The following is a 13,993-nucleotide window of genomic DNA, read 5'->3' as shown; positions in this document are numbered from 1 at the left end:
CTGGAATCCCGCAGCAAGGTGCTGGCCACGCGCTACAACGTCGAGTACGTGATTTTACGAGGCGAGGCGGATTCAGAACACGCCACGCTTGGAGGCGGAACGGACTTGCTCCCAGCCACGCGCAAATTTGAACTTCTGGTTCTGTGTCACACCATACCGGCCAACCACGCCACTAGAATTGTGGAGTGGTTCCGGGCGCGGTGGCAGTACGCCCCGGTCGTAAAGATGTGCACGCCGGGACGGGACGCCATACCGGTGCCAGCCAGTCTGATTGTGGACGCGACAGAAGGGCCAGGGTATCTGCTGACAAAGATCGACGAGTTGTTGGGGCTTCCAAACCCCGTGCTCCTTCGGTCACCACGCAGCTCCGTGCGCCCGAGCTACTACCTGCACTAGCGAGCGGTGGTGACGAGTGTCGTGATACGTGTCGTGATAAGTGTCACGGACGCGTGATGGAGACGGGCCGCGCCGCGATGCCGGTCGCCCAGGTGCGGTTGATTTGCGGGCCCATGGTGAAGTGGAGCTCACCGCCCCGCATGATTTCGTCGTGCGTGACATAAACGCGATCGATGGGTTTGCCGTTCAGCGTGACGGACTGCACGTATTTGTTGCTGTCGGTCAGGCCGGGCGCGGTGATGCGAAGCTGCTTGCCGTTGCCGAGGTCCAGATCGATCTCGCGCGCGAAAGGGCGGCCGAGCACGTACTGGTTCGACGCTGGGGCGACGGGGTAGAAGCCCATAGCGGAGAAGAGCAGCCAGGCGGACATCTGGCCCAGATCGTCGTTGCCGACCAGGCCGTCGGGCGTGGGTTTGTACTGCGACGTGATGATCTGCTGCAGGCGTTCGGACGTGCGCCACGGCTCTCCGGCGTAGCTGTAGAGATAGGCGAGGTGGTGCGAGGGTTCGTTACCGTGGATGTATTGGCCGATCAGGCCGGAGATGTCTTCGACGTCGGCGTATTGTTTGGGGTCGACGTGCTGGTCAAACATTTCGTCGAGTTTGGCGATGAGTTTGGCATCGCCGCCGAGAAGGTGGATGAGGCCCTGCTCGTCCTGCGGCTGATACCAGGAGTATTGCCAGGCATTGCCCTCGGTAAAGCCGGAGCCTGCGCCGGCCTTGGCGGGGTCGAAAGGCTTGCGGTAGCTGCCGTCGGCGAGGCGCGGCTCGGAGAAGCCGTCCTTTGTGTTGAAGACGTTGCGCCAGTTGTTGGCGCGTCTGGTGAAGCGCTCGGCGATGTCTTCGCGGCCGAGCTTGTGTGCGGCCTGGGCGATGGTCCAGTCGTCGAAGGCGTACTCGATGGTTTGCGAGACGGACTCATCGTGGGAGCCGGGCGTGCCGGTGTCGATGGGAATGTAGCCGGTGTCGATGTATTCGGCGAGGTGGCCGTAGGGGCGGTAGTCGGCGGACTTCACCATGGCATCGAGCGCAGCGTTGGCGTTAAAGCCGGGGTTGGCGGTGTCTCCCTTGGCGAGGCCTGGGCCCGGTTTGTCGAGGCCCTTCATGATGGCGTCGGCCAGGATTGGAACGGCATGGTAGCCGATCATGCACCACGTCTCAATGCCGGCGAACTGCCACACGGGAAGGATGCCGAAGGGCGACTGCTGCTGCGAGGCGAGCATGGAGCGCGCCAGATCGGCGGTGACGCGCGGCGGTTCGAGCAGCGTCATCAATGGCTGTTCCGCGCGGTAGGTGTCCCACAGCGAGAGCGAGCTGACGAAGTTGAAACCGTCGGCGTGGTGCATGGCGTGGTCGGGGCCGCGATAGTCGCCGTTGCTGTCCATGGCGATGGAAGGCGCGAGCAGGGCGTGGTAGAGCGCGGTGGCGAGGGTTTTGCGGGTGGGCTCGTCGGCATCGAAGTGAGCGACGCTGAGCGCCTGCTGCCAGCGCTGCTCGGCCTGCTTCTGGATCGCGTCGAAATCGAAGCCGGGAGCCTCGGCCTGCATGTTGGCGAGGGCGTTCGCTTCGCTTACGGGTGAGAGGACGACCTTGACGATGAGCTGGTTTACCGGGTGCCCGATCGATGTGTAGGTCGTGCTTTTCACGGCGCGATACTCATCAAATTTAATCCTGATCGGGGTCGTGCCAGTCTGCCGGATCGGCGATGCTTGCGTTGAACTGTTACCAAAGAAGTCCAGTACGCCGATCAGGCCGCGGCCTTCGATGGCCTGGGTGTCTTCCGGTGTGTCGCCCGGTGTCTTGAAGCCGCGATACAGCACGGGCTGGTCTTCGCGGTCGTACAGGTGCGTTGCGGTGACGGGCGCGGAGAACTTCATCGCAAAGAAGAGCTGGCGTGCCGGTGCCCAGCCGCGAGTTTCGCGCATGCCGGTCAGGATCGTGCTGCCATCGGCGTCCTTGCGGATGCGCAGCGAAGACCACAGGACCTTGCCGGGATAGTTGTAGATGGACGAGCGCAGGTCGATGAGCAGGTGCGCGGGTTTGCCGGCCGGAAAGGTGTAGCGGTGTACGCCGACGCGCGTGGTGGCGGTGAGTTCGGCGCGGATGTTGTAGTCGTCGAGCGTGACGGCGTAGTAGCCGGGGTGGGCTGTTTCAGTTTTGTGCGAGAAGCGTGAGCGGTAGCCGCTGCCGGGCTTGTCAATTTCGCCGGGGTCAAGGTGGACGTCGCCGCTGATGGGCTGCACGAGGACGTCTCCCAGGTCAGAGTGGCCCGCGCCGGAGAAATGCGTGTGGCTGAAGCCGAGGATCGTCGTGTCTTCGTAGCGGTAGCCGGCGGCCCACTTATAGCTCTGCTTGAAGGGGCGAATCTGTGTGTCCGGTGATAGCTGCACCATGCCGAAGGGTAGCGACGCGCCGGGGAAGGTGTGGCCCTCGGCGCCCGTGCCGATGAAGGGGTCGACGTCGTCGTAGGTGGTGTGTTGTTGCGCGCGGAGCGAGGTTGCGGCGAGCAGGATGCACGCGAGGGTGCAAAGGAGACGCATGCGGGTTATTGTCGCAGGCCTTTGTGCGCTGCAGGCAAAAAGCAGGTTTCGGTGCAAGCACCGAGTCCGCTGCGCAGGACGGTGAAGCTGTCCTGCTCCGGTCGAAATGACAAGGGGTTGCTCGTGGTTGGCAAGGCTGTGGTGGATGCGTAGGCCACCAAGCGAAGTTTTCGCGCACCGCCACCAGCCGGAGTTGAACTGAACGCTCGACCATCAGGCGAAGGCTGCCTCGCAATCCACTTGCGATATGATCCACTGATTCTTGAGGTGTAAGCTGCCATGCCACAGAAGCGTACCGATCCGACTCAGGCCGGGAGCGAAACCGCGCCGACTGCTGGGGGTTTTCTGGTGAGAGGTCTGTTCCTGATCTTGCTTGGGCTTGGGTTTGGATACTGGGCTCTGGTTCGACCGGTGCAGCAGGCCCAGCAGACGGGGTCTGCGGAATACTCTCCGATCGCGCTGATCGGGGTTCCCGCTTTGATTTATGCGGGAGTCGCCCTGATCGGCGTGACAGTATTCGGTGATCGTTCGACCCGCAGTCTGGACGCGAACGGACGACCCCGGATCAATGCGACAGGATTGATTTTTCTTGTCAGTGTGCTTGGCTCGATGGTGGCCATGGTCGTTTGGTGGGTTCACTTCACCCATAGCGCCGGGGTGAATGCCTTCTGAAGAAAGTTCGGTTCGTCGCGGCGAGCGCGAAAGCAGGTCCTTCGCTTCTCTCCCGGTTGCGTGTGCGTCAGTGCGAATGCGCGAGCACGCGGTGCATGACTTGCTCGAACTCTTCGGCGCGTTTGGCGGAGGTGTGTTTGGCGAGCGTGCGTTCGCGGGCGGCTTCACCGATGCGGCTGGCTTCCCCCTCAGGCATGTCGCGCAGTGTGCTGACGACTTCCTGCGCGGTGGAGGCGATCAGGATCTCTTTGCCGGGCGTGAAGAACTCTTCCATGCCGGGCCAGGCGTCGCTGAGGATGGGCGCGCCGCAGGCGGACGCTTCAAAGAGGCGAACCGAGGGTGAGTAGCCGGCGGCGACCATGTCGGCGCGCGTCAGGTTGAGCACCCAGCGTGAGGACGAGTAGAGCGCTGGGTGGTCCGAGGGCGGCAGGTGCGGGTGCGTGATAACGTTCGCACTCCACGGTATGCCAGCGGGGTACATGGGACCGGCGACCAGGAAACGGTCGTGCGGCAGCGCGGCGGCGGGAGCGTTCAGCAACTCCATGAGCTTGGGCTGGCGATCGGCGGCATAGGTACCCAGGTAGCTGAGCGCGCACGCGAAGTCGCGCTGCACCGGCGTGCGGTGATACGCCTCGGGGTCCACGGAGCAGTAGAAGGGGACGGGGAGGGGCGAGCCGAAACGTCCCTCAATTTCGGCGAGCGTGGGGCCGCCGGTGAACGATAGGTAGGCCGCATAGAAGGGAACGTCCTCTGCGCGCAGGTACTCGCATTGGCCGTGCAGGCGCAGTGCGGCGATGGTGATCGGCGTGTCAATGTCATAGAAGAGGACCGGCGCTTTCGCTTCCTGCTGTAGCAGCGCAGTGGCGGCGATGGCGTCCGGAAAATACGAGCCGACGACGATTGCTTCGGCGTCGCGGATGGCGTCACGGACGGTGCCGATGCCGTCGTGCTGCCAGTCCTGGTAGAGCCACAGCCTGACATACGGCGGCTCGGGCAGGTCACGGTTGGAGCGGTACCACTCGACGTCCTTCTCAACGAAGGTGATCTGGTGGCCGCGGCGGTGGAGTTCGCGGCAAAGCGCGCGAAAGGTGGTGGCGTGCCCGTTGCCCCAGGATGAGGTGATGGACAGGCCGAGGATGACGATCTTCATCTGAGCTTCATTGTAGAAGCTGCGGTGTGGTGTGGGGGTGGGTTTACATGCCGAGTAGAGGCACGCCTTCTGAAGCGGCAGCTTGGCGCAGGTCTTGGTCGAGCGTTGCGAGGGGTGCGTTCAGGCGCAGGGCGAGCTCCAAATAGGCGTCGTAGACCGTAAGACCGTGCAGGGTGGCCAGCTTGAGTGTTGCGGACCAACTGTGTAACTCGTTTCATCATCAAGACGGATGTCAAGGCTCGCAAGATCTGCAATATAACGCTGCAAAGTTTCGTCACCGTACTTGCCTCTTCGCCGGTTGATGAGAAGCACATTGGTGATTTCCAAGTGCCATAAGCGGGGCACGTGATACGCAGCGTTGGCAACGAAGACGCTGGCTACAGCAGGCGTGTACTCGTCCGGGTAGAGCCACGCCAGCGCGACAGAAGCATCAACTACTCGCATCCGGGGCGGCCAAAGTCACGCAGCTTCTTCATTTCCTCCCAGGAGTAGTCACCGGGCGTCAACGACGCTCGCAGGCGATCGATGTCTGCCATTGCATCGATGATCCGCTGCTGTTGCTCCGGAGTACGGTCAACCGGAGCGGGCAATGTACCTGTCGGCAACACCCGGGCCACAGCTCGGCCGTGGGCTGTGATGGTCACCTGTTCGCCGCCTGCGACGCGGTCCAGCAGTGGGCCGATCTGTTGCTTTGCGGTTTCGATGTCGATTTCCGTCATGCGGATCGCCCTGTTTTTAAGGATACGCGGCCCCTTGCCAGGTCAGTGCTTTGGAAAGTACCTGGGTTCGAGGCCGGGCTGCCAAGGATCGTAGTGCGCGGCGAAGGCGGCGCGACGGCCGATCGCCGGGTGCGAGTAGGTCCACCACTCGACGATGGGCGAAGGGTTCGGGTCGTCAAAGCTGGTTTGGCCCAGGATCTGAAAAGCGCCGCGCGCTGCGTCCTGCGGATTGGCGAGCAGGCCGTGCACGGCCTCTTGCCCGTACACGTCGGCGGCATGTTCCTTGCTGCGGCTCATCGCCTCAGAGATGGGTCGCGACACGGCGCCGAGCACACTTGCGATGAGCAGAAGCACGGCGAGCGCGCCCCACTGCGTCTGGTCCGTTACGCCCCAGCGTGGGCCGTAGCGTCGCAACAGCGGCTGCACGAAGCGGTAGCCGAGATACAGCATGAGCAGCAGACCGAGCATCGACTCGACGACGCCCCGCACGATGTGGTGCAGAACGTAATGGCCTGACTCGTGGCCGAAGATGAACAGGATCTGGTCGGGCGTGCCTTTGGCGATGCTGGTGTCCCAAACGACGACGCGCTTGGAGGTGCCGAAGCCGGTGACGTAGGCGTTGAGCGTGGTGCTCTTCTCTGACGCCTTCATCAGAAACATACGTTCGGGCGGAATGTTCATGTTCCCGCGCTGTGCGACCTGCTCCAGCCGCTGCACGAGCTCGGGGTGCGAGGCGTTGAGTGGCTCGAAATGGTTGAAGAGCGGATCGATGATGTAGGGCGTGGCGAAGAGGGCGCCGACCGTGATCGGAATGGAGAGGGACCAGAAGATAAGCCACCAGCGGGCAGGCGCCTTGCGAATGACAAAGAAGAGAAGCATGACGAGCAGGCCACCGAAAAGCCAGCCCAGCCCGAAGCTCTTCGCCTGATCGCCGAGCCAGCTCGCCCAGCTTTGGACCGAAAGGCCGTAATGACGCCGCAAGCCTTGATCGTAAATATCAAGCGGCAGGCTGAGCAGAGTCATCGCCAGCGTAAAGAGCAGAAGGAAGAAATAGCCCTGGACCCAACGGTTGCGGAACCGGGCGATCATGCGCTGCATGCGGCCGATGATGCCGTAGTGGAGCAGCAGGAACAGCGAGACGATGCTCCATACAGTACCGCCGAACTCGAGCACGGTGCGCACGTGTTCCAGGTGCTCGGCTTTGACCAGGTCATCAGGCGCGAGCCGGTATGAGGGGATATTGCCATGGCGCGGTGATTCGCTCAGCTCCGCCTGTGCCGCGCGATTGGCCAGGTGCTCGGCCGCGGTTTCCTGCGCGAACGCGGGAACGCAACCGGCGAAAAGAGCAACGAGCAGTAGAGCAAGACGCAGGACAGGGCGACGCATGGACACGCTCAAAGCAACAGGATTGCGTGAGTGTAGCGCGACGAAGACACTGTAGTCAGCAGCGAAGTCGCACCTGTTTGCGAGATCAACGCCTGCTCTTCAGATAGCGAATGGCTTCGTCGGCCTGCGCGGCGCGTTGCGCGTAGGTGTGGTCTTTGAGCGCGCGGCGATGGAAGGCTTCGCCGATGCGTTTGGTTGCGGCGGCGTCATGCGTATGGAGGTGGCGAACAACGTCTTCGGCGTTGCGCACGACGAGGATTTCTTCATCCGGCTGGAAGCAATCGTCAAGGCCGGGCCAGTCGTCGCACAGCATGCAGGCGGCGGCGCCAGCGGCCTCAAAGACCCGGGTCGGTGGCGAGAAGCCGCTGTTTGCCATGCTGGCGCGGTTGATGTTGAGCACCGTGCGCGCGGAGCAGTTCAGAACGTTGTGTTGCGCGGTGGGCACGTGGCCGATGTAGCGCACGTTCGGCGGCATCGGCTTGTCGCCCCAGCCCTCGCCGCCGAGCAGAAAGGTTTGATCGGGTGCGAGCGCGGCGGCGCGCAGAAAGAGCTCCTCGACGCGGGCCTCGCGGTCAGGAAGGCGGTTGCCGAGAAAAGCAAGGTCGCAGGCGTAGCGCGGGTCGGGTGCGACGGGATGATGCGTTTCGGGGTCAAGGCCGTTGTAGGCCTGGATGTAATGCCGGACGCCGTAGCGGTCGAAGCCTTCGCGGCACACCGGGCCGCCACCATAGCTGAAGACCGCATCAAGCCGCGGCACGACGGCGCGGAAGCTGTCGTTCGGGTCGGCGTCCATGCGCGCGAGGGTGGCGGGTGAGTCGACATCCCAGTAGATGGCAAGAGCGTCTGGCTGTGCTTCGAGGATCAACGATTCGGTGAGCGCGTCATCCACGCCGATGCCGGAATGCTTCACGACCACGTCGGCCTTGCGCGCTTCTTCAAACATTTGTTTGAGCGTTGGAAGATGCTCGTAATCCGGGCCGTGGCCAAAGTCGCCTTCGCTGCCGACCGGCTTATAGGTAACCAGGTTCGCGAAGGAAAGGTCGACGTCGTCCCGGTGCGTCTGCCGGCCGTAGGCATCGGGCTCGGCAAAGGTGACTTGGTAGCCGAGACGCGCGAGGTATTTGTAACAGCCGCGGTAGTACGTGGCCGCGCCGTTCCAATAACTGGAAACGAGCGATGAGCCGAAAGCGAAAATCTTCATGTACAGTTCTCTCCGTGAATCGTGCCGCTTACGTATAGGCCTAACGCTTGGCATGCTATTTGTCGTTGCTCTGGTTGCAACAGGCGTTGTGGACCCACGCTGGTTCATGTTGCTGTTTTTCCTTGTCATCGCTGTGACGCTCGTTTTCGTGTTTCTGGATTTTCGACGGAAAACGGGTGCCGCGCGGTGGCTTGCCCGTCAAAGCAATTGGGGATCGAGTGCTCGACATAATCTTTCTTGTCCTCTTACAAATCTCCTTATATGCAGGACTTTGGATAGACCGCCGTGGGCCCTATGGTCCTGCAGCTGTTGGAATCCTTGTAAATCTCCTTTGGAGTTGGGGCATTATCAAACGTCTTCGCCGTGGTTCGCATTCGCATAGACTTCCATGAGTGATAGGAGCGCGCAGCCGAAGAGTGGCATGCTAAAACCGCTTCGGTTAATAGGAGTGGTTCCCGATGTTGGACAGGTCAGGCGCTGCATCGCGCAACTGGGTTGTGATCCATACGTCACCCTTGGCGCCGATGACCAGGTCCGTGCAGGCCGGCAACGTATGTGCTCCGCGCTGTACGCACAACTGGTAGTTACCTGCCGGCAGCTCCACGTTATAGTTGCCGCCGTCGTCTGTGGTGAGTGTGCGATCCGGCGCGGACTTCGCAGAATGAATGCGAATGCTGGCTTGCGAAAGGACCGAGCACTGCTGATCCTTCACGCGGCCGTGCAGTGTCGCTGCGCGGCTGTTTGCGCCACAGGCGAACGCGGCAATCAGAAGAAGGAATGGCGAACCAGGAAATCTCATGCCGGGGTTCCTGCCGGCCGATGGCGGCGCACAGTCGCCGCAAGGGCGAACAGGACGAGGTAGAACAGCAACAGCGCCGCAAGCGGAATTGCCGCCATCATCATGTAGGCGTGCGTCTCTCCATTTGCTTTGCGCCAGTCCCAAGCAGCGTCGACGAAGTATGCCGCAGTGAGCACGAGGCGCACGGACCATGCGAAGTGCGGGTGACGCGGCGCGGTAACGAAGGAGATCGCCCAGCCAAACGCCCACACGACGAACACCACGATCACAGAGCGTGCGCCCGGGTCGTAGTCCCAGAGCATCATGCCGGAGAGCATGAGCGTCACCGCGGCAACACTTACGTCCGCGATGCGCGCGATGCGGTCCGGCAGAGGCGCCTTCACCCAAGTACCTCTTTGGTGAGGATGCGGGTGAGTTGCGCTGCGCGGTGGGCGCAGGTATGGCGCGCGAGCACGGTGGCGAGTCCCTGCTCGATTTGCGCCTGCGCATTGTCGCGTTCCTCCGGGTCCAGCAGCAAGTCCAATTCTTCATAAGCGTCGTCGCCGTTCTCGACGAATGAGAAGTCGCCTTCGCGGAAGAGCTCTTCGGTGTCCTGCCAGGGTGCGGAGACGAGCGGGATGCCGCTGGCGAGTGCTTCAAAGACGCGGATGGTTGGGATGCCGGTGAGCGCGTCGTTGTACTGCTGGCGGGGCACGTGCATGGTGACGCGGCTGCGCGCATACATGTCGGGTGCGGACAGGTTGGGCAGGTAGCCCCCGTAGCGGATGCCCGCTTCGGCCAGGGCGGCGAGTCCGTCAGCCGGGTAGCGGACGCCGTAGATGGTGGCGCGGAAGTTGTCCGGGCCGTACTGCTCACGCAGGCGCTTTGCAGGGCCGATCAGATACTGGCGCAGCTCGGCGGAACGCTCGCCGTCGCCCCAGTTGCCGATCCAGACCAAATCCTGCTCAGGCGACGCCTCGCGAGGATAAAAGACAGTGGTGTCGGCGGCCTCGTGCAACGTCCAGCACTGGGTGATGCCGAAGCGTTCCTTGTAGATGCGGGTGAGCGCGTCGCCGAAGGCGAGCACGCCGTCGAACTCATACACCCGCAAGGCGCGGATCGCCTCCGGCGAGGACGAGGCGCGGTGGTGCGTGTCGTGAAAGAGCGCCTGGAAGCCAAGCTCGCTGCGCAGGTCGAGCACGAGGTCGATGAGCGCGCGCTCGTTCCACTCGTGCACGATTACCACGTCGAAGCCGTGCAACTCGCGCATCAGCTCGTTGCGCAGATCAGGGTCGGTCGTGTCGTACAGCCGTAAATCGATGTCCGGGTAAGTCGCGGCGAACTGCGCCAGCGAGGCTTCGCCGTTCGGCTCCGTGCGCAGGTTCTCAATGCTCCAGCCAGTGACCGGCTCGAAGACCTTGACCGTGTGACCGAGTGTGCCGAGTTCACGTGTCAGGCCGCGCAGAAAGTGCGCATTGCCATTGTTCCAGTCTGAGCGAAGCGTGTGCAGGAAGATGGCGATCTTAAGCATGGGCAGTCTCCCGCTCCGTTGGAATGGCAAGCAATTCGCGGTAGAACGAGAGATACTCACCAGCCATGCGCCTGCGGGTGTATTTACGGGACGCCGCGACCGAGCGCCGCTGCGCGGCGGCAAGCGTTTCCGGTTCGGTGGCAAGCCGTTCCAACAGCGCCTGCAACTCCGCCGCGCCGCGAAAATACAGCGCCGCATCGCCCCACACTTCGCGCATGGATGGAATGTCCATGGACAGCAGAGCGCAACCCGATCGGGCCGCCTCTAGCGCCGACAGGCCGAAGGGCTCGTAAACCGCTGTCGACACATACAAAGAGGACTGCAGAAGAAGCACGAGCAGCTTGTGGTGTGGCACAGGTCCCAGCAGATGCACGTCTGGCCTTTCCTGCCAGGCGAGAGTCGCGTCATTGTGCCGCTTCTGACCCGCAATCAGCAGCGGCATGGGCGGTTCCAGGGTCTGGAGCATGGCAATGTTTTTGCCGCGATCCCACAGCCGCCCCGCCGTAATCGCCTGCAATCCGCGCTTGCGCGAAAGCTCAGGATGCAGCGCGATGCCGTTTGCGATCACGCGGGCACGCGCGGGTAATCCGAACTCCGCGCCAAACGCCTGCAGCATCCAGAGTGTCGGTGCGATCAGGGCATCTGTGCCGGCGACACCGCGATGCACCAGTTGCTTGTACCGGTCGAGCCACGACGAAGGTCCGGGCGGCAGGCCATGCACCGCGTCATGCCACGACAGGACGTCTGAGTGCGCCACCACCAGCCGCGGGCACTGCACCGCCATCGCTCCATAGCAGTACTGGTTGCTGTGCAGAAGGTCCGGCGCGAACTCCCTTGCGGCCTTGAGCATCTGCGGTTCGTCTACGCGGACGGCCGCGTTGTTTGGCTCCCATTCCAGGGGCGTGGCAAACTTCTGAAACTGAAAACGATCCGTGTTGCGGCTACGAACTTCTCTCAACCAGTCGTGCTGGTCCGCGGTGCTGGAAGCTCCAACCGTGAGGAGCAACAGCTTCAGAGCGGGATCCGCGTCCAGCAGACCGAGTACCAGTTCCTGCGTGTAGGTCCAGACACCGCCCACCGTGTCGGTGGTCATCAGTATGCGCATGGAGCGTGCCTACCGGTATGCAGCTTCGAGTTCTGTCAGCGGAACGGGTTGCTGGTCCTGGATGTCGGAAAAGCCCTTCGCGGTGAACAGGTTCAGGTAGAACTCGTGCGCGCGCTCCCAGGCGCGGTCGTCGGGCTGCGCGCCAAAGGTGGTCACGTACTCGGGCGAGCCGGGGAACGGGAACATGGGCACGGGCTCGGACACCCAGACTCCATTGGCTTTCAGGTGGTCCTGAAAGGCGCGCACCTCGTCCGGGTTGTCGTGCGGAGTCTTGATCAGGTTGGCCTGCACCCAGGGGATGCGCGTCTTTGCGTAGACCAGCAGCTCGGTAATGCGCTCGGTCGAGTACTTGCAGTTCTTGTTCATCTCATCGCGGCCCTGCTCGGTAATGCTCTCGATGCCGCACTCCATGCTGATGCAATGGGCGCGGCCGAGCAGGTCGAAACCGGCCTCGTCCCACAGGTCGATGCGGGTTTGGAAGCCGATCGACAGCGATGGCCGTTTCGCGATCTCTTCCAAGAGGAGGCGGACGTTTTTGCCCACGCCAAAGATCTCGTCGATGAAGTAGATATAGGTGACGCCGCGAGCCATGAGGGCGTCAATCTCGGCAACAACCTCGGCCAAGTCGCGCTCACGGTATTTGTTGCGGAACTGCGTCTTGTTGCAAAAGGTGCAGGCGTATGGGCAGCCGCGGGCGAATTCAAGCTCGGCGCCCAGGCCTTCGACCGGCGTGAAGATGTGGTGCTTGTGCGTGTGGAGCTCGATGGGGTAATCGCTGAAGTCGAGCCGGGTGACCTCTTTCATGTCGACGACGCCCAGCGGTTCCGAGGCCTGCATGATCTTGCCGTTTTCACGCCAGACACAGCCCGGGATGGCGAAACGGGGCGTGTTTGCCAGCAGCGGCAGGTTGGAATCGGGCTCGCCGCGCAACACCACATCGGCACCGGTTTTGTTCAGCGTGGCGACCGGCGTGGACGAGCCATGCGGGCCGATGATGACGGTGGTGGGCCGGCGCGTCCGATGCGTGGTCAGAGCCCGCAGCCAGGCTTGCGGCACACGCAACTCCGGCTGCGGGCAGCGCCAGAACAGGTAGCTGTTCGCAGTCGGCATGACCAGGAAATCTTCGTTGAAACGCTCAAGCTGCGCTCGAACCTCGTCCGTGGTCAGCTTCAGCAGAAAAGCATCGATCAGCAGAACGTGATGCCCGGCGCTGCGTAGAAACTCGCGCGCACCCAGCAGTTCCAGCGGCACGACGGGTGCCTGCGAGCCGAAGTACGTGGAGCCTTCCCACGACCAGTACGGGTTGACGAGGGCGAACTTCACCGCGCCTCCACCGTGGCCAGCGCGGGGACCTTGATCGTGGAGGCAAAGCTCTTCTCCGCGGCTTTGCCATCCACGGGCATGCCGGCGCGTTGCGCGATCAGGTGGCGGTTGGCGGAATAGAAGCCTTCGATACTGTCCAGTATCTGATCGAGCGACAGTGCGGCCTTCCAGCCTGTGTCGCCCTCAAGCCGGTCCGTCGCGGAGACGTACAGCGGCTGGTCGCCCGGCCGGGTTTCGCTGAACACGAGATTGGCGGGCCGCCCGACCCGCGTTTCGATCTTTCCAAGCAGTTCGCGGATGGAGATGGCCCGGCTCATGCCGCCGCCCACGTTGTAGACCTGGCCCGCGGTGCCGGCGATGGCCTCCCGTGCCGCGAAGAAGGCATTCACCAGATCGTCGATGTGCAGGATATCGCGTACCTGGAGACCGTCGCCGTAGACGGTGATGGGCCGCCCGGCCAAAACGCTGTACAGAAAGTGAGCGACCCAACCCTGATCCTCGTTACCGAACTGTCGCTGGCCTGCAATGCAGCTCATGCGAAAGACGACCGTGGGCAGGTCATAGATGCGAGCGTAATCGCGCACATACTGATCCGCGGCCCCCTTGGAACATCCGTAGGGCGAGTGAAAATCGAGCGGGGTGTCTTCGTCGGCACCGGTGAACTTGCGGTCCAGGGCGCGATACCGCGTCGCCGCCTTCTCCACGGGAACCGAGTCGAGCGAGCCATACACCTTGTTGGTCGAGGTGAAGAATACGATCGGCTGACGGCCGTGGCGGCGGGCCGCTTCCAGCACGTGAAAGGTGCCGAGCGCGTTGGTGTCGAAGTCGCACTTGGGGTCGGCGATGCTGGTGGTTACGGCGACCTGGGCGGCCAGGTGATAGATCTGGTTGGCGTAGCGCGCGGCATCGCTCACCTGCTGCGCATTGCGCACGTCCCCGTGGATGTAGCGGAGGTGCTTTGCGTGTGGCAAGGTACGCAGCCAGCTCAGGTTGTGCTCGGTGCCGCGGCGCGACAGGTTATCGAAGATGGCGACGTTGTTGCCGCTCTCGGCCAAGAGCCGAGCCGCAAGGTTTGCACCTACAAAACCGGCGCCACCAGTGATCAGAATCTCGCGCTGCGCTGCCATTCCGGTCGCGTTGTCACCTTTCGTTCACACAACTGGGTGGTACAAAGTGCCTAAACGAATGTACCT

At 62.7% G+C, this 13,993-nt stretch carries 12 protein-coding genes; 1 reads left to right on the top strand and 11 read right to left on the bottom strand.

Annotation, left to right across the window (positions count from 1 at the left end; all coding sequences use genetic code 11):
• Window positions 1-439: 439 nt before the first annotated feature.
• On the bottom strand, window positions 440-2,935 hold the full coding sequence (locus tag ACOFKT_RS18165; RefSeq protein ID WP_419805399.1) for a GH92 family glycosyl hydrolase: 2,496 nt from the start codon (window positions 2,933-2,935) through the stop codon (window positions 440-442).
• Window positions 2,936-3,214: 279 nt separating this feature from the next.
• Between ACOFKT_RS18165 and ACOFKT_RS18160 the strand changes: the two genes are divergently transcribed.
• Window positions 3,215-3,607: a hypothetical protein gene (locus ACOFKT_RS18160; RefSeq protein ID WP_419805398.1), complete on the top strand. Its 393-nt coding sequence runs from the start codon at window positions 3,215-3,217 to the stop codon at window positions 3,605-3,607.
• Window positions 3,608-3,674: 67 nt separating this feature from the next.
• On the opposite strand, the gene ACOFKT_RS18155 is transcribed toward ACOFKT_RS18160, so the two are convergent.
• The 10 genes from ACOFKT_RS18155 to ACOFKT_RS18110 form a co-directional block, all read right to left on the bottom strand.
• Window positions 3,675-4,757, bottom strand: a complete 1,083-nt coding sequence (locus ACOFKT_RS18155; RefSeq protein WP_419805397.1) for a CgeB family protein — start codon at window positions 4,755-4,757, stop codon at window positions 3,675-3,677.
• 434 nt (window positions 4,758-5,191) lie between these two features.
• Window positions 5,192-5,476: a type II toxin-antitoxin system Phd/YefM family antitoxin gene (locus tag ACOFKT_RS18150; RefSeq protein ID WP_419805396.1), complete on the bottom strand. Its 285-nt coding sequence runs from the start codon at window positions 5,474-5,476 to the stop codon at window positions 5,192-5,194.
• Window positions 5,477-5,518: 42 nt separating this feature from the next.
• A complete protein-coding gene (locus ACOFKT_RS18145) occupies window positions 5,519-6,862 on the bottom strand; it encodes a M48 family metallopeptidase (RefSeq protein WP_419805395.1) in 1,344 nt (447 codons plus the stop codon).
• A gap of 85 nt (window positions 6,863-6,947) precedes the next feature.
• The gene (locus ACOFKT_RS18140; RefSeq protein WP_419805394.1) at window positions 6,948-8,063 is read right to left on the bottom strand and encodes a CgeB family protein; all 1,116 of its coding nucleotides are present in this window, start codon (window positions 8,061-8,063) and stop codon (window positions 6,948-6,950) included.
• Between the two features lie 439 nt (window positions 8,064-8,502).
• Window positions 8,503-8,862, bottom strand: a complete 360-nt coding sequence (locus tag ACOFKT_RS18135; RefSeq protein ID WP_419805393.1) for a carboxypeptidase-like regulatory domain-containing protein — start codon at window positions 8,860-8,862, stop codon at window positions 8,503-8,505.
• Window positions 8,859-9,245: a hypothetical protein gene (locus ACOFKT_RS18130; RefSeq protein ID WP_419805392.1), complete on the bottom strand. Its 387-nt coding sequence runs from the start codon at window positions 9,243-9,245 to the stop codon at window positions 8,859-8,861. The genes ACOFKT_RS18135 and ACOFKT_RS18130 overlap by 4 nt, the downstream gene beginning before the upstream one ends.
• Window positions 9,242-10,372 carry a CgeB family protein gene (locus ACOFKT_RS18125; RefSeq protein ID WP_419805391.1) on the bottom strand — a complete coding sequence of 377 codons (1,131 nt, stop codon included), beginning with the start codon at window positions 10,370-10,372 and terminating at the stop codon, window positions 9,242-9,244. Before ACOFKT_RS18125 ends, ACOFKT_RS18130 begins: the two co-directional genes overlap by 4 nt.
• Window positions 10,365-11,477: a glycosyltransferase gene (locus ACOFKT_RS18120; protein ID WP_419805390.1), complete on the bottom strand. Its 1,113-nt coding sequence runs from the start codon at window positions 11,475-11,477 to the stop codon at window positions 10,365-10,367. The genes ACOFKT_RS18125 and ACOFKT_RS18120 overlap by 8 nt, the downstream gene beginning before the upstream one ends.
• A 9-nt stretch (window positions 11,478-11,486) precedes the next feature.
• Entirely contained in the window at window positions 11,487-12,800 is a 1,314-nt protein-coding gene (locus ACOFKT_RS18115) for a TIGR04295 family B12-binding domain-containing radical SAM protein (protein WP_419805389.1), read from the bottom strand.
• Entirely contained in the window at window positions 12,797-13,927 is a 1,131-nt protein-coding gene (locus tag ACOFKT_RS18110) for a GDP-mannose 4,6-dehydratase (RefSeq protein WP_419805388.1), read from the bottom strand. Before ACOFKT_RS18110 ends, ACOFKT_RS18115 begins: the two co-directional genes overlap by 4 nt.
• Window positions 13,928-13,993 lie beyond the last annotated feature (66 nt).

The sequence above is a fragment of the Terriglobus sp. genome (assembly GCF_965201105.1).
Classification (GTDB): Bacteria; Acidobacteriota; Terriglobia; order Terriglobales; family Acidobacteriaceae; genus Terriglobus.
This window is presented reverse-complemented; position numbering and strand designations above follow the sequence as displayed.